Genomic DNA, 18,896 nt, shown 5'->3' on the forward strand with positions numbered 1-18,896 from the left:
GGCCTACAGCTCATTGCTGACAGCTGAATTTCACGATTCTTCCACCTTCGGCGGTTCGACTTCAAGCTTCTGAGCGGCAATCACCGCCTGCGTTCGGGAATGGACACCGAGCTTTCGCAGGATCGCAGTGACATGTGCCTTGATGGTGGCCTCACTGACATTCAGCTCGAAGGCAATCTGCTTGTTGAGCAGGCCATCAGTGAGCATGTTGAGTACTCGAAATTGCTGGGGAGTCAACGCGGCGATCGCCTCGGCAAAGCGAGCTTCCTCCTCGTCGACATCACCCAAGGTCTCGGCCAACTCCGGGGGTAGCCAGACTTCACCATCGAGAATCTCGCCAACGGCTTCGGCGATCAGCGACAGTGAAGCGGACTTGGGTATGAATCCCGAGGAGCCGTAGTCGATGGCACGACGCACGACATGCGGCTCATCACTGCCGGAGATGACGGCGACCGGAATATCCGGTGATTGCCCACGTAACTGGATCAGTCCGGAAAAACCATGAGCCCCGGGCATATGCAGATCAAGCAGAATCAAATCCGCATCGGGGTGTCGCAACACGACGTCGATCGTGGCATCCATGGTATCGGATTCGACGATTTCGGCCTGGGGCGCTACCTGACGAAGCGCCTGAGTCAGGGCCGCGCGAAACAACGGGTGGTCATCGGCCACGATGAACTTCTGGGCAAAGGCCATTGCATCTCCTCCGAGTCCTTATGTGGCGAACGAGGTTGCCGGCTGGGCCGCTGCTAGGTTCCAGTTCGCCTTTCTTATACTGCATGTTACCCCATGGTGTGAAGGTTTCCCAAGCCCGGAGGCATGATTGTCGACACAGTCGCCATGAGATAAGAAAAAGCCGGCCCTCAGGCCGGCACATCTGTCTGGATGCTCACATACTGACATTGATCGCCCGTTTTTTCTTGTCCTGATCATGACCAGGCAGTGAGACTGTTCTTATCATCGGTTTCATCAACAATTGACGCGGTTCTCGATCAGATCCTCCACGACACTGGGATCCGCCAGAGTGCTGGTATCTCCGAGTCCATCGACCTCGTTGGCGGCGATCTTGCGCAGTATACGGCGCATGATCTTGCCCGAACGCGTTTTCGGCAGACCATCGGCCCACTGAATGACGTCCGGTGAGGCAATCGGCCCGATATCCTTGCGAACCCACTGGGTGAGCTCCTTCTTCAGGTCATCGCTTGGCTCGACCCCATCGGTAAGAGTCACATAGATATAGATACCCTGACCCTTGATATCGTGGGGGTACCCGACGACGGCCGCTTCGGCCACGGCATCATGCGCCACCAATGACGATTCGATCTCGGCGGTTCCCATCCGGTGTCCCGAGACGTTGAGTACGTCATCGACCCGGCCGGTGATCCAGTAATAGCCGTCTTCGTCGCGTCGGCAGCCATCGCCGGTGAAGTACATCCCTTCATAAGTCGAGAAGTAAGTCTGGACGAACCGCTCATGGTTGTTCCAGATCGAGCGTGCCTGCCCCGGCCAGGAGTCGAGGATCACCAGATTGCCATCGGTAGCCCCTTCGAGGATATGTCCTTCGTTGTCGACCAATGCGGGTCGCACCCCGAAGAAAGGACGCGTCGCCGACCCTGGTTTAAGGTCAATGGCCCCCGGTAGCGGTGAAATCATGATGCCGCCGGTTTCGGTCTGCCACCAGGTATCGACGATCGGGCACTGCTCATTGCCAATCACGCGATAGAACCATTCCCATGCCTCGGGATTGATCGGTTCGCCGACCGAACCCAGCAGACGCAGACTCTTGCGCGAACTGGAATCCATGACATGATCGCCATGCGCCATTAGCGCCCGAACCGCCGTGGGTGACGTATAGAGAATCGACACCTGGTGCTTGTCGATGATTTCACCCAAACGACCGTGCGTCGGATAGCTGGGCACCCCTTCGAACATCAGGGTCGTGGCACCATTGGCCAAGGGACCATAAACGATGTAGCTGTGACCGGTGACCCAGCCCACATCGGCACTACACCAATAGACTTCGCCATCCTTGTAGTCGAAGACATACTGGTGAGTCATGGCCGCATGCAACAGATAACCGCCCGTCGTATGCTTGAGCCCTTTCGGTTTGCCCGTGGAGCCGGACGTGTAAAGCACGAACAACGGATCCTCGGCATTCATGGGCTCAGCCGGACAGTCATTCGACTGCTTGTCGACCACTTCGTGATACCAGATGTCGCGACCGTCATGCCAATCGATATCACCGCCGGTGCGCTTGACGACAAGGACGTTGTCGACGACCTCAGTGCCCTCACGCGTCAGAGCCGAATCGACATTGTCCTTGAGGGGCACCTGCTTACCACCACGCACCGACTCATCAGCCGTGATCACCAGCTTCGATTGCGCATCGACGACCCGTTGCGCCAATGCATCCGGGGAGAAACCGCCGAAGACCACTGAGTGAATCGCACCAATTCGAGCACAGGCCAGCATAGCCATGGCCGCCTCGGGAATCATTGGCATGTACAGCGTGACGGTATCGCCTTTCTTGACACCCAGTGACTTGAGAGCATTGGCAAGTCGACTGGTGCCCTCGTGCAACTCGCGATACGTCAATGTCTTGGAATCGGAAGGTTCATCGCCTTCCCAGATGATCGCCGGCTGCTCGCCACGCGTCTCCAGGTGGCGGTCCAGACAGTTGGCGCACGCATTGAGCTCGCCGTCCTCGAACCAGCGAATATCCACATTGTTGGACGCGAAGGACACGTTCTTGATTTGGTTCGGCGGTTTGACCCAGTCCAGTCGCCTGGCCTGTTCGGCCCAGAACGACTGCGGATCATCCACCGATTGCTGATACATGGCCAGGTACTTCTCGTTGTCGATCCAGGCATTGGCGGCGAATTCCTCGCGTACTGGATAGACGTGCTGATGCTGTTCGGTCATGAAGGTACCTCTGTGCCAGGAAGTGAATGTCGCCGGCGGCAATCGATGGTCTGCTCGCCGTACCCTGAAGCACGACCAGCATATACCGCACAGGCACCTATCGCCCTTTAGACATTGGTATTAACGAATTATTCCAATATTTCAATTGCTTATGCACCATTCTGGGGACGCTGAGAAGCCTCATGGACCAATCGCTGGGCACATTGTCGACAAAAGTAGCGTGTCCCACGCCTGGCCAGCGCATGCCGACGTGGCGTAAAAAAATGGTCGCGACAATCGCAACGGTAGCGATATGGCGCCGGGCTTGCACGGGATACATCGAAATCATGCGTTACCCGTGGTTCCAGGCCAAACAGTTCTCTCATCACTGTACGCCACTCATGGCCATGAGGGCTGACGCGATGCCCCTCCTCCAGATGATGCACCAGCCAATGTGCCACTTCATGGGGCACGATTTCGGCAAGGAAAGTATAGCGGTTCTCACGCAAGAGAGTTCGATTGAAGCGCAACCCACCTCGGCCAAAATGCGCCTGACCGGCGCACTTTCCTCGCAGATCGAACCAGACGTGGGGATATGGCAGCGCCGGAAAGACATCCCGACACAACTGAATGGCCATGCTGACCTGACGTTGCAGGCAGGCTTCGAGAGCTGTCTCATCCAGCGACGCCAGAGTGTCGGATGAAGGTGTAGAAAGCGCGGGAGATCTCATGAGATGGTAAAATGACGTATTGAATCGGTGACGTCCAGCACGGTAACCGACGTTACCCAACCCCGAATGCAGCGAGACCGACATGGCCGAAACTTCACAACCCACACCGTTGCTTGATGATGATGCCCTGGACCACCTCGACGACTTCCTGGAATCCGATCGGGTCAATGCCGATACGCTCGACCTGGTAGGAACGCATGGCTTTCTCGTCGCACTGGCAATCGCTCCAAGAGAAATCGAGCCGACCGTCTGGGTCGGAGAATTGTTTCAGGGGGAACCGGCATTTGCGGATGATGACGAACGTCGCGAGATCCTCGGTCTGCTGGAATTACTGAAGAACAATGCCATTAATGCCCTGGAACAGGGACAACTGCCCGAACTGCCATTCGACCTCGAACTCGGAGGCATGGCCCCGGAAGAAACACCGATCGGTGACTGGTGCGCCGGGTTCATGGAAGGTGTCTTCCTCGACGAAACCGCCTGGTTCGAGAACGATGAAGAAAACGCCGCCACGCTACTGCTTCCCTTCATGGCGTTGTCCGGTTTGTTCGAGGATGAGCCCGACATGTCAGACTTCCTTGGCGACACCATGCAGCAGGAACGGCTGGTCAGACAACTCCCTGAACTGACACTGGACCTTTATCTGCACTACCGAGTCCCGCCGGAAAAACCCAAGCCATCACCGCGCAAGAAAAAACCCGCCGGACGCAAAAGGGCACGGTAAACTGCAAGGATGCCATTCACTATCCAACTGAACGCCTCCTTGCGTTCTCTGCATTGCTTATCCGGCTAGCGTACCCGGGTCAGCAGGTCGTCGAGGATGCCAAACAACCACTCCCGCAACCGCCTCCACCGAGACCGGGCCGCCCATTCGTTCGGCTCGATCTCCCGACTGGCCCGAAAGTTACGCTCGAAGAGCGCCACGACCTCGTTGGCAAACCCCGGATCCTGCACTTCCTGATTGGCTTCCAGGTTCCAATGCAGACTCCAGTGATCGAAATTGCATGACCCAATACTGCTCCAATCGTCGGCCACCGAAAATTTCGCGTGAATGAACGTCGGCTGGAATTCGAAAATTCTCACGCCCGCGCGAAGCAATCGCCCGTAGAATCGCTGTCCGGCATAACGAACGCCAGGATGATCGTGACGGTCACCGGGCAATAGCAGACGCACATCGACACCCCGTCGCGCCGCCCTGACCAGGCGCATTCGTAATCGCAAGGTCGGGACGAAATAAGGGGTACAGATCCAGATACGACGTTGGGCATAGGCGACTTGGCGGAGAAGTGAGTAACGGATCGCCTGATAACGATAGCCCTGGCCCCAGACCACACGCCCGAGCATATCGCCTTTTGGATAATTTTCGCTGGCAGGCATCAACCCCCTCACCAGGGCCCGGTCGCCTTTGCCACGGGTCAGAGAAGAACGCCACAGACGAGCGAACAGCGCGACCCAGTCCGAGACTACGGGCCCTTCGATCCGCACGGCGACCTCATACCATGCATCAAGAAATTCATCGACAGCACCGAACCCGCCCGTGAAAGCCAGCTCACCATCAATGACGAGCAGTTTGCGATGATCGCGGCTCAGATTCCTCGCAAACGACCTGACGGCCAGCGGATTGAAAAATCGCAATGCCACCCCTTGGGCCACCAGCCGTTCACGGTCATTGTCCTTCAGCCCCAGCGCCCCGAAACCATCCAGCAGGACGAGTACTCTGACGCCGCGTTCGCAAGCACGTCCCAACGCCGCGATGATATCGTCCGTCAGCCGGCCGGATTCCATGAGATAGAGTTCGACCAGGATCCAGTGTCGAGCCGATTCGACAGCCTGGAGCATTTCGGGGAGAAAGCGCTTGGCCTCCGGCAACATCGTGAACCGATTTCCCTGACGCCAGATACTGCGCATGGCCCGGCTGGTGCGCATCTCCCTTCTCCCTGTTCCCGACGACACGCTAGTACGTAGCATCATGACATTGTGTCGGTGTCATCGCGACTACGACGATTGCGACATGCTCGTTATACTGGCCGGCATCACTCAATCACGGATAATGCCATGGACAGGTCACCTCTCATCCCAGCCGGATGGCGCAAAGGGCTACGCCGCTTGCTCGATGCCTGGGTGACGCCACGCCGGATCGAACCGGAGCCTGGCGAGCTACCCCTCGACGACAAGGCAATGACCCTCTATGTCCTGCCCTCTCCGGCCCTCTCGGATAGCCTGCTGCTGGAAAATTTATGCCGTGCCCACAACCTGCCGGCCGCCGATCAATGGCATACGCTGGCCTCACGCCGAACGCGAGCGTGCTTCGCGCTGACACATCGCCGACGCTCCTCGCGCAACCTTTTGCTGGACGACTTGATTCATCATCTCACCACTCATCCTGAGGCGCATATCCAACTGGTGCCGGTCAGCGTCTTCTGGGGGCGGGCGCCGGGCAAACGTTTCGGATTCTGGCATACTCTTGCGGCGGATAGTTGGCCACTGGCGGGACGACTGCGCCGAGGGCTATCGATGCTCGTCAATCGCCAGCGTGTGGAAGTCCATTTCGGTACACCGCTGACGCTGCGTCAGCTTCTGGATGATCGCAGTGAGGATGTCATGGCTCGACGGGCGGCCCGGCTGTTGCGAGTCCATTTCCGACGAACGCGGACCCGACTGCTCGGACCGGATCTTTCCCACCGGCGAACCCTGATCGAGGGAGTCGTCAATAGCCCGACCGTGCGTCAGGCCATCGAGGAAGTGGCCATCGCTCAAGGACGTTCCCGAGCGCGCGTCACACGACGTGCGTTTCGCTACGGCCGCGAGATCGCTTCCCACATGACATACCCGGTTCTGCGCGTCCTTGACCAGCTGCTGAGACGGCTGTGGACCCGACTCTACGACGGTGTCGATGTTCAGGGACTCGACAAGGTCAAGGCCGTGGCAGGCGATCACACGCTGGTCTACGTTCCCTGCCACCGCAGCCATGTCGATTACCTGCTGCTCTCCTATATTCTTTTCCAGGAAGGGCTGATGCCGCCACACATCGCGGCAGGCCGCAATCTCAACATGCCATTAATCGGTCCGATACTACGCCGCGGCGGGGCATTTTTCATCCGCCGCAGCTTCAAGAATAACCGCCTCTACAGTGCGGTTTTCACCGAGTATCTGCATCGTCTGTTGCTACGCGGCCATCCTTTGGAATATTTCATCGAGGGAGGACGGTCACGCAGTGGCAGGATGTTGCCTCCCCGACCGGGCATGCTGGCCATGACCTTACGCTCACATGCCCGCGCGGCCGGCAGCGGCCGACGACTCGCCTTCGTCCCGATATATATCGGCTACGAGCGCATCATGGAAGACAATAGCTATCTGCGGGAACGGCAAGGCGGCAAGAAACGACGCGAGACGCCTCTCGCCCTGCTGAGAGTGATTCATCGTCTCAGACAACCGTTCGGCAAGGTCACCGTCAATGTCGGCGACCCATTGGACCTCGACGTTTTCCTCGATCGACACGTCCCTCGCTGGCGCCAGCCTTCATCTCCATATCGCCCTGACTGGACGCGCGAAGCGGTCCCGCAGTTGGGCAATGCATTGGCCTGCCGGATCAACGCCGCCATGACACTCAATCCCGTCAACCTGGTCGCCTTGGCACTTCTGGCCACGGATCAGCACGCGATGGAGTCGCAGTCGCTCGAACGACAACTGCGCTTGTTGACGGACCTGCAACGCCATCGGTCCGCGGCCCCGGCCGTCTCGCTACCGGAAGGGCTCCCTGCACATTGGATCGAACGCGTCGCCATGCTCGGTCTTGTTCAGTACGACTCAACGGAGGGGGCCAAGCCCCGCGTTCATGCCAACGCGATGCAAGCCGGATTGCTCGACTGGTATCGCCACAACGTCCTTCATGGCTTCGTACTGGTGCAGATGATCGCGACGGCGCTATACGAAACGGGATCGGTGAGTGCCGCACCGCTCGAGCTGCACAGGCAGGCATGGCAGGCTCGATGCGAGGCATACTATATCGCTCTCCCCGTTTCCATCGATGTCGCCTGGAAGGACACGCTTTCCGTACTCGACGCGCATGGGCTGATCACGCCACGGGACGAGAGCTGGATGGTCAACGATACCCCGGATAGCCAGTATGCCGTTCGCCTGTTGCACAACCTCCTTCCAACCGAAGAGAAGGCAATCAATGCCTAAAGCCCCCGGTGTACATACAGGTCATAACGACTGGTTTTGCCGGCAATGACATGGTGGGGCGAGACTCCCTCGATCGGTGGTGCCTTGCGAGGCCGCTTGACCGCCACTCGGTGCGTTGCTGTAGCAAGAGCGGTTTCCAGCAAACACGCAGCATCAGCATCATCGCCGGCCAATTCACGAAAGACCCGCATTTCCTTCTTGACCAGAGCGGACTTGTGACGGTGGGGGAACATGGGATCCAGATGAACCACTTGGGGAAGCAGCTCGACTTCCGCCATGATAGCGGCCAGATCGCGACTGGCATCACCCTGACGAAGAGTCATCCGAGACACCACATCGGCAAGTTCATCGACCCGACGTGCGCGTTGCAGAGCATCCGCCAACAAGGCATGGATCACCGGATGGCGTTCAACCAACACGACGCGAGCGCCCAGGCTAGCCAGCACGAAACCATCACGTCCGAGGCCTGCTGTCGCGTCCACGATCACCGGCGAGGCGGTCTTCCCCAGACCGCACGCCTTGGCCACCAACTGGCCTCGCCCTCCACCGAAACGCCGGCGATGTGCGGTACGTCCCGACACGAAATCGGCTTTCAACGGTTTGCCATAACAACGCTCATCACCGGCCAGAACCAAGGCTCCTGCCTGCATCATCAACGTCAGGCCAGGCCCGGCAGTGGACACCATGGGCAGTCCCAACTCGTCCGCCAGCGGCTCGAGCGACTCACCACACACAACGACACGTTCTTGCCAGGACATGGCTAGCGTCGCCAGGCTACTTTGTCACGCAGATACACCGGTTGAACCAGGTGAGGGGATTGTCCTTGCCCGGCAAGGTACTCCCGGGAGGCCAGATATGCCATATCCTCGGCCACCGGTGCCAAATCCTCGATATGCTGGCCGATCTCCGCTTGCAACTGGGCCGGCATCGACGACCACAGTTTCCACCCCGAACCGACGCCGACCCAATCAACGTCCTCCTGTCCGGCGGGAAGCGAAAGCGCCTCCGGTGACATCACGGCTTCGTCCATCAGGGGCGTCAGTTGCCCCTGATGGCAATAATAGGCCCCAACGTAGATTTCGCCCATTCGTGCATCGAGTGCCGGTATCACGTAGCGCAGGTGATATTGTCGATGGGCGGCGTATGCCATGGCCGCCAGCGTTGATACGCCGATCAATGGCTTTTCCGCACCATACGCCAAGCCCTGCGCAATACCGGCGGCGATTCGCAGCCCGGTAAAGGACCCCGGACCGTGCCCATAAGCTATGGCATCGAGATCCTCGACCGTTAGTGAAGCTTCGGCCAGCAGGTCATCGATCATCGGCATCAGACGATGCGTATGCTCGCGAGGTGTCAACGATAAGCGTGCTGACACCTCATCGGCCTCTGCTCCGGCAGGGCGATGCATCAATGCCACGGAACAGGCATTCGATGAGGCATCGAGAGCCAATAAGGTAGGCATCGAGGTCGTTATCTCACCCTTCGAGTGCGTCAACGACGCGGCGTGTGATGTCATCGACACTGCCGATCCCGGATATGCGGTGATACGCCGGTGCCGTTGCGGGTTCCTCTTCCGCCCAACGACGATAGTAATCGACCAGGGGCGCGGTCTGCTCATGGTAGACGGACAGACGATTGCGTACCGTCGCTTCGCTGTCATCGTCGCGATGGACCAGTGGCTCGCCCGTGACGTCATCCTTGCCGGGTTCCTGGGGCGGTTGATGCTCGACGTGATACACACGGCCCGAGCCAGGATGGACACGACGGCCGGCCAGACGATTGACGATTTCCTCATCATCGACGGCAATCTCGAGGACATGATCGAGCTTCACGTTCGCCTCTTTCATGGCATCCGCCTGTGGAATCGTGCGGGGAAAGCCGTCGAACAGGAAACCGTTGGCGCAATCGGGCTGACTGATGCGCTCCTTGACCAGCGAGACGATGATGTCATCGGAAACCAGCCCGCCGCTGTTCATGATTTCCTTGACCTTGAGTCCCAGGTCGCTGCCCTCCTTGATCGCGGCGCGCAGCATGTCACCGGTGGAGATCTGCGGGATACCGTAACGCTCGCAGATGAATTGGGCCTGGGTGCCCTTGCCGGCCCCCGGGGCGCCCAACAGGATCAAACGCATCAGTGGTGCTCCTTGAATTGCAGTGGAAACTGTTTTTATCAAAGGGATTAGCGCAGACAATACCGTCGGCAGCGTTGGGAGACAAGCGACTCATACAGTCCGGCCTGTCTGTCATGGCGGAAGAAAAGCTTGTATGCCAACGAGTTGACGACCCGGCTAACACTTTGGTCTGTAGATACGCCGTTGTCGCAGCACCTATCAAGAGCAACGGCGCCCGCAGGCGCCGTCATTTCAGGCAGGCGATGCAGCTGAGCGTCACATCAGCAATCGACGGATATCGCTCAACACCTGTCCCAGGAAGGCGGTGAAGCGAGCCGCGTCGGCGCCGTTTACCGCTCGGTGGTCATAGGAGAGGCATAGCGGCATCATCAACCGAGGTTGGAATGCCTCACCGTCCCACACGGGCTTCATCTGCGCCTTGGAGATCCCCAGAATAGCCACTTCCGGCGCATTGACGATCGGTGTGAACGCCGTGCCGCCGACCGAACCCAGGCTGGAGATCGTGAAGCAGCCCCCCGTCATCTCCTCGCGCTTGAGTTTCTTCGACTGTGCCTTACCCGCCAGTTCGACCGACTCCTTGGCGAGATCAATCAACGATTTCCGATCGGCGTCACGAATGACCGGCACCATGAGGCCATCCGGTGTATCGACCGCCACGCCGATGTGCACATATTTTTTCCAGACCATCGTCTCACCGTCACCCTTGAGGCTGACGTTGAACTGTGGAAACTTGCGCAGCGCAAACGCACAGGCCTTGATCAAAAATGGCAGTGGCGTGAGCTTGGCGCCCTGCGCCTCCGCTTCGGCCTTCATCGACTTGCGGAAATTCTCGAGCTCGGTGATATCGGCTTCGTCGAACTGAGTGACATGCGGGACATTGAGCCAGCTGCGGTGAAGATTGGTCGCGCCCATTTTGAGCAAACGCCCCATGGGCTTCTCTTCCACCTCGCCGAACTCGCTGAAATCGACTTCGGGAATCGGCGGAATGCCCGCTCCTCCCTCGGCGCCTGCAGGGGCAGCAGCCGGCGTCTTGGCCTGACCGGCCATGACCTGCTTGACGTAAGAGTGGACGTCCTCCTTGAGCACCCGATCCTTGGGACCGCTCGGCGTGACCAATGCCAGGTCGACGCCCAACTCCCGGGCCAGCATGCGAACGGCCGGGCCGGCATGCACCAGCTTGCCCTCGCGTACCGGTTGAGGCGTACCTTTCGCCTCCGGCCCCGGCGCAGCAGCCGGCTGACTGGGAGCCTGCTCAGGGGCTTTCTTGGCGGCCGGTGACTCCGGGGCATGAGATGTCGACGCTGGCTCGGCACTCGGCGCCGGGGCACCGGCTGTCTCGATATAGCCGATCAAATCACCCTCGGAGACGGTATCCCCCTCTTTGACGCTCAGTTCGAGCAACTTGCCTTTATAGGGGCTGGGTACGTCCATGGACGCCTTGTCGGACTCGAGCGTGATCAGGGGGTCTTCCTCGTCGACCTCATCCCCTGCCGCAACGGCAATTTCTATGATCGGCACGTCGCTGGAACCGGACAGATCCGGCACACGGATCTCCTTGCGCTCCGGCTCGCCGCTCGCAGCAGGCGCGGATTCCGGTTTGGCCTGGCTGGCGGACGGCTCCGACGACGCGGCAGCTTGCGGCTGTTCTGCGGGCTCGCCATCGTCACCAGCCACTTCCATGGTCCCGATCACATCCCCTTCGGAGACGGTATCCCCCTCTTTGACCGACAAGCTGACGAGCTTGCCTGTATAGGGGCTGGGCACATCCATGGAGGCCTTGTCGGATTCCAGCGTAATGAGGGAGTCCTCTTCATTGACCTCATCACCTTCGGACACCGCCACTTCGATGATCTCGACATCGCTGGAGCCACCCAGGTCAGGTACCTTGACCTCGACGGTGCGGCTACCGCCTCCACCGCTCTGCTGCGAGGCAGGTTCCTCCTTGGCGGGCTGTTGCGCCGAGTCGTCCGATGACGACGCCGCTTCGGTGGCGACTTCATCGCCACCATCATCACTGTCGTTGCCCTCGACTTCCACCTCGACGATGTCATCGCCCTCGGATACGGTATCGCCCTCTTTCACCAGCAATTTCAGTACCTTGCCACCCTTGGGCGAGGGCACATCCATGCTGGCCTTGTCGGACTCCAGAGTGATCAGGGTGTCTTCGGCCTCGATGACATCGCCTTCCGACACCGCGATCTCGATGATTTCGACATCGGTGCTACCGCCGATGTCGGGAACTTTGATGGTTTCGCTACTCAAGGTCGCGCTCCTTTCGAATCGTGCTGGCCGCAGACGCCGGGCCCATGACCATTCCCGGCAAGGCGTCTGCTGCGCTGGTCATTGGCTCAAGACACCACCGGATTGGGCTTGTTGGGATCGATGCCATACTTCTTGAGCGCATCCGCCACGACCTTGCGGTCAACATCGCCATCTTCGGCCAGCGCCTTCAACGCAGCCACGACGACGAAATAGCGGTCGACCTCGAAGAAGTGACGCAGCTTCTCACGGGTATCGGAACGTCCAAAGCCATCGGTACCCAATACATGGTAGTTGGTCGGCACCCAGGCTCGCACCTGGTCCGCGAACAGCTTCATGTAGTCGGTCGATGCGATGGCGGGACCCTTGCGGCCTTCCAGGCACTTCGTGACATGGGGCTTGCCCGGCTCATCCTCGGGCTTGAGGAAGGCCTGGCGATCGATTTCCAGGGCTTCGCGACGCAGTTCGTTGAAACTGGTCACGCTCCAGATATCCGCCCCGATATCGAAATCGTCCTTGAGCAGCTCGGCGGCTGCCTCGACCTCGCGCAGAATGGTACCGGAGCCCATCAACTGCACATGCCCTTTCTTGCCCTTCGTCTCACGCAGCAAATACATGCCCTTGACGATATCGTCGGCAGGAATCTCGTCGAGAGCCGGCTGCTCGTAATTCTCATTCATCACCGTCAGGTAGTAGAAGCAGTTCTCCTGATCAGTGAACATGCGCTTCAACCCATCCTGAACGATGACGGCCACCTCATGGGCATAGGTCGGGTCGTAGCAACGGCAATTGGGAATGGTCGATGCCAGAATATGGCTGTGTCCGTCCTGGTGCTGCAGCCCCTCACCGTTGAGGGTGGTACGTCCGGCCGTACCACCGACAAGGAAGCCACGCGCCTGCATGTCACCAGCGGCCCAGGCTAGATCGCCGATCCGCTGAAAGCCGAACATCGAGTAGTAGATGTAGAACGGCAGCAAGGTCTTGTTGTTGCTGCTGTACGACGTGGCAGCAGCAATCCAGGCCGACATGGCACCTGCCTCGGTGATGCCTTCCTCGAGGATCTGACCTTGCTTGTCCTCGCGGTAGAACATGATCTGGCCTTTATCGACCGGCTCGTACTTCTGCCCCTCCGAGGTATAGATGCCGAGCTGGCGGAACATGCCTTCCATACCGAAGGTGCGAGCTTCATCGGGAACGATCGGCACGACCCGCTTGCCGAGTTTCTTGTCCTTGACCAGGCCGTTGAGAATGCGTACGAACGCCATGGTCGTCGACACTTCACGCCCTTTGGAGCCACCGGTCTGCGAGGCAAACGTCTTGTCCTCGAGCGCCGGTATCTCAAGCGCCTCGAACTCCGTCCGGCGTGCCGGCAGATAGCCACCGAGACGTTCACGCTGCAGGTGCATGTACTTCATTTCCGGACTGTCATCGTCCGGTTTGTAGTACGGCACCTCCTTGAGCTGTTCATCGGTTATTGGAATACCGAAGCGATCGCGGAATTTCTTGAGCGCCTCGTACTCCATGCTCTTGACCTGGTGCGCCTCGTTGGCAGCCTCGCCATCCTCATCACCCATGCCGTACCCCTTGACGGTATGGGCAAGGATGACCGTGGGACGACCATTGGAATTATTGACGGCATGATGGTATGCCGCATAGACCTTGTAAGGGTCATGGCCACCACGGTTGAGTTTCCAGATGTCCTCATCGGACATGTTCTTGACCAGTTCAGCGGTTTCGGGGTACTTGCCGAAGAAATGTTCGCGCGTGTAGGCACCGCCATTGGCCTTGTAGTTCTGGTATTCGCCGTCGATTGCTTCGTCCATGCGTTTTTGCAGCACGCCTTTCTTGTCCTGCTCGAACAGCGGATCCCAGTGGCGTCCCCAGACAACCTTGAGCACGTTCCAGCCAGCCCCGCGGAATACGCCTTCAAGTTCATCCATGATGCGCGAATTGCCACGTACCGGGCCATCGAGACGTTGCAGGTTACAGTTGATGACGAAGATCAGGTTGTCGAGATTCTCACGACTGGCCAGATGGATAGCCCCCAGGGATTCGGGCTCATCACACTCGCCGTCCCCCATGAAGCACCAGATCTTGCGATCGTACATGGCTTTGATCTCGCGCGAGTCGAGATACTTCATGACGTGAGCCTGGTAGATAGCCTGGATCGGCCCCAGTCCCATCGATACCGTGGGGAACTGCCAGAAATCCGGCATCAGCCAGGGGTGCGGGTATGACGACAAGCCATCCCCATCGACCTCCTGACGGAACTTGTCCATCTGCGCCTCGGACAGGCGTCCCTCGAGGAAAGCCCGCGCATAGATACCCGGAGAGCTGTGTCCCTGGATATATACCAGATCGCCTTCAAAGTCGTCCTGCGGCGCGCGGAAGAAATGGTTGAAGCCCACATCATAGAGTGTGGCCGACGACATGAAACTGGCGATATGTCCGCCCAACCCCGGCTTGGCCCGGTTATTGCGAATCACCTGGGCGATGGCGTTGTAACGGATCAAAGAGCGAATGCGCCGCTCCATGAACAAATCCCCTGGCATGCGAGTCTCGCGGTGCACGGGGATGCTGTTACGGTGAGGGGTCGTTACCGAGAAGGGCACCTGCATGCCGTCACGACGCAAACGGTCCGCCAGACGGCTCATCAAGTATTGGGCGCGCTCTTCGCCCTCACGATCCAGGACCGATTCCAGGGATTCCACCCACTCCGAGGTTTCGATCGGATCGAGATCTTCTCTTGCCTCCAGACTCATAAGACGTCTCTCCGAATGAAGAATGATGTATCGGGCTGCCTTCACCCCGAGGGGTGAGGGACATTTGGCGCTCTTCAGTGCGGGCATGACCTTCTTTGGGTCACGTCTCCGGAAAATCGTGCTGTAATTTCTTTACAGGTGGGCAGTATTGGACCCCTAGATTTGCCCATGAAGATACCGCAAACACTAGCTTGTGCCAATTACATTGGATGTGGAAATTTTTTCCATTTTAATATTGCGATGCAGCAAGACCGTTGAAAACACATCAATCGACACCTATCTCCTGATGACAATTGTAGCTCGACTACAAGGACTGCAGACATTGCCGATAGTAGGCCCAATCGAAAGCGGGCCCAGGATCGGTCTTGCGTCGTGGCGCGACACGAGCATGGCTTGTAATGCGTTCTGGTGACAAGGCCGGATACTGTCGGCAAAGCGACTTGGTCGCTTCAGCCAGAACCCGGTACTGCGCCTCCTTGTAGGGCGTAATTTCATCGCCCTCGAGTTCGATACCGATCGAAAAGTCATTGAGCGCATACCGCGTTTCATCACCATCATGCCAACATGAACGGCCGGCATGCCAGGCACGGCGATGAAACGGAACGAACTGGATACACTCGCCACTCCGACGTATCAGCAGATGGGCCGATACCCGGAGTCCTGCGATAGTGGCGAAGAAAGGGTGCTCATCGGCTGTCAGGCGATTGGTGAACAAACGCTCGATGTAGGGTCCACCGTATTCGTGTGGCGGCAGACTGATCGAATGCAACAACAGCAGGGATATCTCATTCTGCGGTCGTGAGTCCTGGTTCGGCGATTCGACCCAGCGAGCCCTGTGCCACCAACCGTTCTCGATCGACATTATTCTCCCCTGACGCAGCCCGTGCCGATTCTCTATAATGGCAGGCATTATCGCATATTCCATCGTATAGGCTCGTCATGCATTACCATCAAGCCCTTGCCGAAGAAATCCGCACCAGTGCAGCCCGTCTGCTGGCCGAGGACGTCGGTCCAGGGGATATGACCGCCCAGTTGATCCCCGAGTCACAGTGGGCGAAAGCTCAGGTCATCACCCGGGAAGCTGCCGTACTCTGTGGGGTCGCCTGGGTGGATGAATTGTATCGACGACTCGATTCACGGGTCGTATTGACCTGGCTGGGGGCAGACGGTGACGCTCTGGAAGCGAACCAGGCATTCCTGGAGCTCGAGGGTCCAGCCCGCAGCCTGCTCACCGGAGAACGTGCAGCACTGAACCTGCTGCAGACGTTGTCCGCCACTGCCACCTGTACACGCCGCTATGCGGATATGATCGCCGATACGGGAGTCCGCCTACTGGATACCCGCAAGACGCTACCCGGGCTTCGGTTGGCACAAAAGTACGCTGTCACCTGTGGTGGCGGACATAACCACCGTATCGGGCTTTACGATGCCTTTCTGATCAAAGAGAACCATATCGCCTCTTGTGGCGGCATTGCCGACGCCGTCAAGGAAGCACGCGGCATTGCACGCGACCTGCCCCTGGAAGTCGAGGTCGAAACCTTCGAGGAGTTGGAACAGGCGCTCGACGCCGGCGCCGATACCATCATGCTGGATAATTTCTCGCTGGCCGATATGCGTGAGGCTGTCGCCCGCACCGTGGGACGGGCGACACTGGAAGCGTCAGGAAATGTGAACGAGACCACCTTGCGGAATATTGCCGACACAGGAGTCGACTGCATTTCCATGGGAGGGCTGACGAAGGACATCAAGGCAATCGACCTCTCGATGCGTATCACCCACATCGAGCAACGTTGAGGCGTTCAGGTTTCCACCAGCGATAGCCGTTTCTCCATTCTGACACGGGGCAGGGATTCCCCTCCCCGATCCACCCTCTCCTCACCCAGCCGCTGCCAACCGCGGCGTTCAAGCCCGTCAGCAAGCATCAAGCTGGCAGCAATGGATACGGTATCGATCCCTCGTTCCCGCATGGCACGTTCGGCATGGATCAGCAGGGTCGAGCCGATGCCGCGACGAGCGAGGGATGGCCATACATATAATGTCTCGATCCGTGCAGCCGGCATATCGATTTCAACGAAACCGACACAACGGTTGTCGCAGGAAGCCACCAGCGTCGTGTACAACGCTTGTCTGGCACGCCAGGCACTGGCCTCGCGGGGCAAGGCAAGCGCCCAGGCCCGGCGCTGTGCCTGTGTGTAATACGTATGACTTCCTTGCATTACGGCGTGATAGAACACCTCAGCCTGATCGGCGCCATCACGTGCGCGAGCGTCACGATAGTGAATACGCGCTCCACTCTCGGCTCGATTCATCGTTATCCCCGCGTCATATGCCATCTCAGGTATCGCGTCTCGACCGATACGACGCCTGCGTTTACGGCTCACCAACCTTAAAGCATAACGAAAACCGCCAGGTCTCCCAACCCTATTCGCGCTCGCGTTACGCGCGATCAAACCGCATAATACCGGACATGACGCATAGCGATGCCCCATATTCCGCGACCACCTTTGCCGTCGATCCCATTGGTCGCATTGAAAGCGATTATCCGGACAAGTTCGGCATCCCCCGCCAGCCGGGTCTTGCCAAGGCTGCTCGAGCCACTCTGGTCATGCTTCCGCCCTATGACGACCCGCTGACAATACGCGGCTTGGACGCTTTCAGCCATCTATGGGTAACGTTCATCTTCCATCGCAGTCCGTCCCGCTGGACGCCATTGATCCGTCCCCCACGTCTCGGGGGCAATACCCGGGTCGGTGTATTCGCCAGCCGAAGCACCCATCGTCCAAACCGACTGGGGCTATCTCTGGTCGAGCTGGTCGCCGTCGACACCAGCCAAGGCGTACGGTTGCAAATACAAGGACACGACCTCGTCAATGGAACCCCCGTAGTAGATATCAAGCCACACTTGCCCTGGGCGGATACCCCCGACAGCAATCAGGCCGGTTATGCGGAGGAACCGCCCGACACCTATCCGGTACGATTTGCTCCGCAGGCCGAAAGGTTCCTGGACAGTCGTCGCGATGGCAACAGCCTGCGTGAACTGGTCGTCCAGGTCCTTGCCCAGGACCCTCGTCCGGCCTATCGAAAGGGTGCCGAACAGCGAACCTATGGAGTCAGGCTACGTGATGTGGATGTGCGTTTTCAGGCACGTTTGACGGAGGCTGGAGCGATGCTGCTGTACGTTACCGAACTCGTGGCAGGCTCTTCCTAGAAACTGACCCCGATCCTGCGTCCGACCTCCTCGTAGGCCTCGATGACTCCCCCCAGGCCTTGACGGAACCGGTCCTTGTCGAGCTTCTCACGAGTCCTGGCGTCCCACAGGCGGCAGCCATCGGGTGAAAATTCATCGCCCAGCACGATCTCGCCGTGAAAAACACCGAACTCGAGCTTGTAGTCCACCAGCAACATATCGCCATCGAGAAACAACTGCCGAAGTACCTCATTGACCCGATAGGTCAAGCGTTTCATTTCCGCCAGTTGCGCCGGTGTCGCCCAACCGAAGGTTTCCGCCAGCGACTCATTGATCATGGGGTCGTGTTGCGCATCGTCCTTGAGAAACAGTTCATAGGTCGGCGGGTCGAGATCCAATCCCTCCTCGACACCAAGACGGCGGCAGAGACTGCCAGCGGAGAGATTGCGAACGACACACTCGACGGGAAGCATGTCGAGTTTCTTGACGACGCACTCCGTATCATTGAGCAGACCGGCGAAATGGGTGGGAATCCCGGCCTCTTCAAGCTTGCCCATGATATAAGCATTGAACTTGTTGTTGACCATCCCCTTACGTGCCAACGACTCCTTTTTCTCACCGTCGAAGGCACTGGTATCGTCGCGGAAATGCAGGATGAGTCGCTCAGGATCATCGGTGTGATACACCGATTTCGCCTTGCCGGCATAGAGTGCGTGACGCTTTTCCATGGGAGGTCTCC

The 18,896-nt window shown here is 58.6% G+C and carries 16 protein-coding genes; 4 read left to right on the top strand and 12 right to left on the bottom strand.

Translation table 11 applies throughout. From position 1 onward, the window contains the following. Positions 1 to 30: 30 nt before the first annotated feature. The 3 genes from BLW01_RS04360 to BLW01_RS04370 all read right to left on the bottom strand — a co-directional run bounded on the left by BLW01_RS04360 (position 31) and on the right by BLW01_RS04370 (position 3,716). Positions 31 to 696: a LuxR C-terminal-related transcriptional regulator gene (locus tag BLW01_RS04360; RefSeq protein ID WP_092568283.1), complete on the bottom strand. Its 666-nt coding sequence runs from the start codon at positions 694 to 696 to the stop codon at positions 31 to 33. Positions 697 to 969: 273 nt separating this feature from the next. After that, positions 970 to 2,922 carry an acetate--CoA ligase gene (acs, locus tag BLW01_RS04365; protein WP_092568284.1) on the bottom strand — a complete coding sequence of 651 codons (1,953 nt, stop codon included), beginning with the start codon at positions 2,920 to 2,922 and terminating at the stop codon, positions 970 to 972. Between the two features lie 149 nt (positions 2,923 to 3,071). Further along, entirely contained in the window at positions 3,072 to 3,716 is a 645-nt protein-coding gene (locus BLW01_RS04370) for a SprT family zinc-dependent metalloprotease (RefSeq protein ID WP_373294040.1), read from the bottom strand. Here BLW01_RS04370 and BLW01_RS04375 point away from each other — a divergent pair. Next, entirely contained in the window at positions 3,715 to 4,356 is a 642-nt protein-coding gene (locus BLW01_RS04375) for a YecA/YgfB family protein (RefSeq protein WP_092568285.1), read from the top strand. The genes BLW01_RS04370 and BLW01_RS04375 overlap by 2 nt on opposite strands. 65 nt (positions 4,357 to 4,421) lie before the next feature. On the opposite strand, the gene BLW01_RS04380 is transcribed toward BLW01_RS04375, so the two are convergent. Continuing rightward, complete coding sequence (locus tag BLW01_RS04380; protein ID WP_092568570.1) at positions 4,422 to 5,540, bottom strand: phospholipase D-like domain-containing protein; 1,119 nt, start codon at positions 5,538 to 5,540, stop codon at positions 4,422 to 4,424. Positions 5,541 to 5,687: 147 nt separating this feature from the next. Between BLW01_RS04380 and plsB the strand changes: the two genes are divergently transcribed. Beyond that, positions 5,688 to 7,817, top strand: a complete 2,130-nt coding sequence (plsB, locus tag BLW01_RS04385; RefSeq protein WP_092568286.1) for a glycerol-3-phosphate 1-O-acyltransferase PlsB — start codon at positions 5,688 to 5,690, stop codon at positions 7,815 to 7,817. On the opposite strand, the gene BLW01_RS04390 is transcribed toward plsB, so the two are convergent. From BLW01_RS04390 to ampD, 6 genes are all read right to left on the bottom strand, one after another. Further along, a complete protein-coding gene (locus BLW01_RS04390) occupies positions 7,814 to 8,575 on the bottom strand; it encodes a class I SAM-dependent methyltransferase (protein WP_092568287.1) in 762 nt (253 codons plus the stop codon). The genes plsB and BLW01_RS04390 overlap by 4 nt on opposite strands. A 2-nt stretch (positions 8,576 to 8,577) precedes the next feature. Further along, complete coding sequence (gene tsaB / locus BLW01_RS04395; protein ID WP_092568288.1) at positions 8,578 to 9,279, bottom strand: tRNA (adenosine(37)-N6)-threonylcarbamoyltransferase complex dimerization subunit type 1 TsaB; 702 nt, start codon at positions 9,277 to 9,279, stop codon at positions 8,578 to 8,580. A gap of 13 nt (positions 9,280 to 9,292) precedes the next feature. Next, the gene (gene adk, locus BLW01_RS04400) at positions 9,293 to 9,949 is read right to left on the bottom strand and encodes an adenylate kinase (RefSeq protein WP_092568289.1); all 657 of its coding nucleotides are present in this window, start codon (positions 9,947 to 9,949) and stop codon (positions 9,293 to 9,295) included. A 255-nt stretch (positions 9,950 to 10,204) separates the two neighbouring features. Then, on the bottom strand, positions 10,205 to 12,211 hold the full coding sequence (aceF, locus tag BLW01_RS04405; RefSeq protein WP_092568290.1) for a pyruvate dehydrogenase complex dihydrolipoyllysine-residue acetyltransferase: 2,007 nt from the start codon (positions 12,209 to 12,211) through the stop codon (positions 10,205 to 10,207). An 86-nt stretch (positions 12,212 to 12,297) separates the two neighbouring features. Then, entirely contained in the window at positions 12,298 to 14,970 is a 2,673-nt protein-coding gene (aceE, locus tag BLW01_RS04410; protein WP_092568291.1) for a pyruvate dehydrogenase (acetyl-transferring), homodimeric type, read from the bottom strand. 304 nt (positions 14,971 to 15,274) lie between these two features. Beyond that, entirely contained in the window at positions 15,275 to 15,832 is a 558-nt protein-coding gene (gene ampD, locus BLW01_RS04415) for a 1,6-anhydro-N-acetylmuramyl-L-alanine amidase AmpD (RefSeq protein WP_092568292.1), read from the bottom strand. A 77-nt stretch (positions 15,833 to 15,909) separates the two neighbouring features. Between ampD and nadC the strand changes: the two genes are divergently transcribed. Next, positions 15,910 to 16,764 (top strand): carboxylating nicotinate-nucleotide diphosphorylase, encoded by an 855-nt coding sequence (gene nadC / locus BLW01_RS04420; RefSeq protein ID WP_092568293.1) that lies wholly within the window; start codon positions 15,910 to 15,912, stop codon positions 16,762 to 16,764. A 5-nt stretch (positions 16,765 to 16,769) separates the two neighbouring features. Here nadC and BLW01_RS04425 read toward each other — a convergent pair whose 3' ends face one another. Then, positions 16,770 to 17,279 carry a GNAT family N-acetyltransferase gene (locus BLW01_RS04425; protein WP_175529762.1) on the bottom strand — a complete coding sequence of 170 codons (510 nt, stop codon included), beginning with the start codon at positions 17,277 to 17,279 and terminating at the stop codon, positions 16,770 to 16,772. A 158-nt stretch (positions 17,280 to 17,437) separates the two neighbouring features. Here BLW01_RS04425 and tsaA point away from each other — a divergent pair, with 158 nt between their 5' ends. After that, positions 17,438 to 18,178, top strand: a complete 741-nt coding sequence (gene tsaA / locus BLW01_RS04430) for a tRNA (N6-threonylcarbamoyladenosine(37)-N6)-methyltransferase TrmO (RefSeq protein ID WP_092568295.1) — start codon at positions 17,438 to 17,440, stop codon at positions 18,176 to 18,178. On the opposite strand, the gene purC is transcribed toward tsaA, so the two are convergent. After that, entirely contained in the window at positions 18,175 to 18,885 is a 711-nt protein-coding gene (gene purC / locus BLW01_RS04435; RefSeq protein ID WP_092568296.1) for a phosphoribosylaminoimidazolesuccinocarboxamide synthase, read from the bottom strand. The genes tsaA and purC overlap by 4 nt on opposite strands. Between the last annotated feature and the right edge of the window lie 11 nt (positions 18,886 to 18,896).

Source organism: Aidingimonas halophila, from assembly GCF_900106955.1.
Taxonomy (GTDB): Bacteria; Pseudomonadota; Gammaproteobacteria; order Pseudomonadales; family Halomonadaceae; genus Aidingimonas; species Aidingimonas halophila.

What these genes read in the sequence shown, in the direction of transcription:
- BLW01_RS04360 (WP_092568283.1), bottom strand. Translation starts at nt 696, where the DNA reads ATGGCCTTTGCCCAGAAGTTCATCGTGGCCGATGACCACCCGTTGTTT.
- acs (WP_092568284.1), bottom strand. Translation starts at nt 2,922, where the DNA reads ATGACCGAACAGCATCAGCACGTCTATCCAGTACGCGAGGAATTCGCC.
- BLW01_RS04375 (WP_092568285.1), top strand. Translation starts at nt 3,715, where the DNA reads ATGGCCGAAACTTCACAACCCACACCGTTGCTTGATGATGATGCCCTG.
- BLW01_RS04370 (WP_373294040.1), bottom strand. Translation starts at nt 3,716, where the DNA reads ATGTCGGTCTCGCTGCATTCGGGGTTGGGTAACGTCGGTTACCGTGCT.
- BLW01_RS04380 (WP_092568570.1), bottom strand. Translation starts at nt 5,540, where the DNA reads ATGCGCAGTATCTGGCGTCAGGGAAATCGGTTCACGATGTTGCCGGAG.
- plsB (WP_092568286.1), top strand. Translation starts at nt 5,688, where the DNA reads ATGGACAGGTCACCTCTCATCCCAGCCGGATGGCGCAAAGGGCTACGC.
- BLW01_RS04390 (WP_092568287.1), bottom strand. Translation starts at nt 8,575, where the DNA reads ATGTCCTGGCAAGAACGTGTCGTTGTGTGTGGTGAGTCGCTCGAGCCG.
- tsaB (WP_092568288.1), bottom strand. Translation starts at nt 9,279, where the DNA reads ATGCCTACCTTATTGGCTCTCGATGCCTCATCGAATGCCTGTTCCGTG.
- adk (WP_092568289.1), bottom strand. Translation starts at nt 9,949, where the DNA reads ATGCGTTTGATCCTGTTGGGCGCCCCGGGGGCCGGCAAGGGCACCCAG.
- aceE (WP_092568291.1), bottom strand. Translation starts at nt 14,970, where the DNA reads ATGAGTCTGGAGGCAAGAGAAGATCTCGATCCGATCGAAACCTCGGAG.
- ampD (WP_092568292.1), bottom strand. Translation starts at nt 15,832, where the DNA reads ATGTCGATCGAGAACGGTTGGTGGCACAGGGCTCGCTGGGTCGAATCG.
- nadC (WP_092568293.1), top strand. Translation starts at nt 15,910, where the DNA reads ATGCATTACCATCAAGCCCTTGCCGAAGAAATCCGCACCAGTGCAGCC.
- BLW01_RS04425 (WP_175529762.1), bottom strand. Translation starts at nt 17,279, where the DNA reads ATGAATCGAGCCGAGAGTGGAGCGCGTATTCACTATCGTGACGCTCGC.
- tsaA (WP_092568295.1), top strand. Translation starts at nt 17,438, where the DNA reads ATGACGCATAGCGATGCCCCATATTCCGCGACCACCTTTGCCGTCGAT.
- purC (WP_092568296.1), bottom strand. Translation starts at nt 18,885, where the DNA reads ATGGAAAAGCGTCACGCACTCTATGCCGGCAAGGCGAAATCGGTGTAT.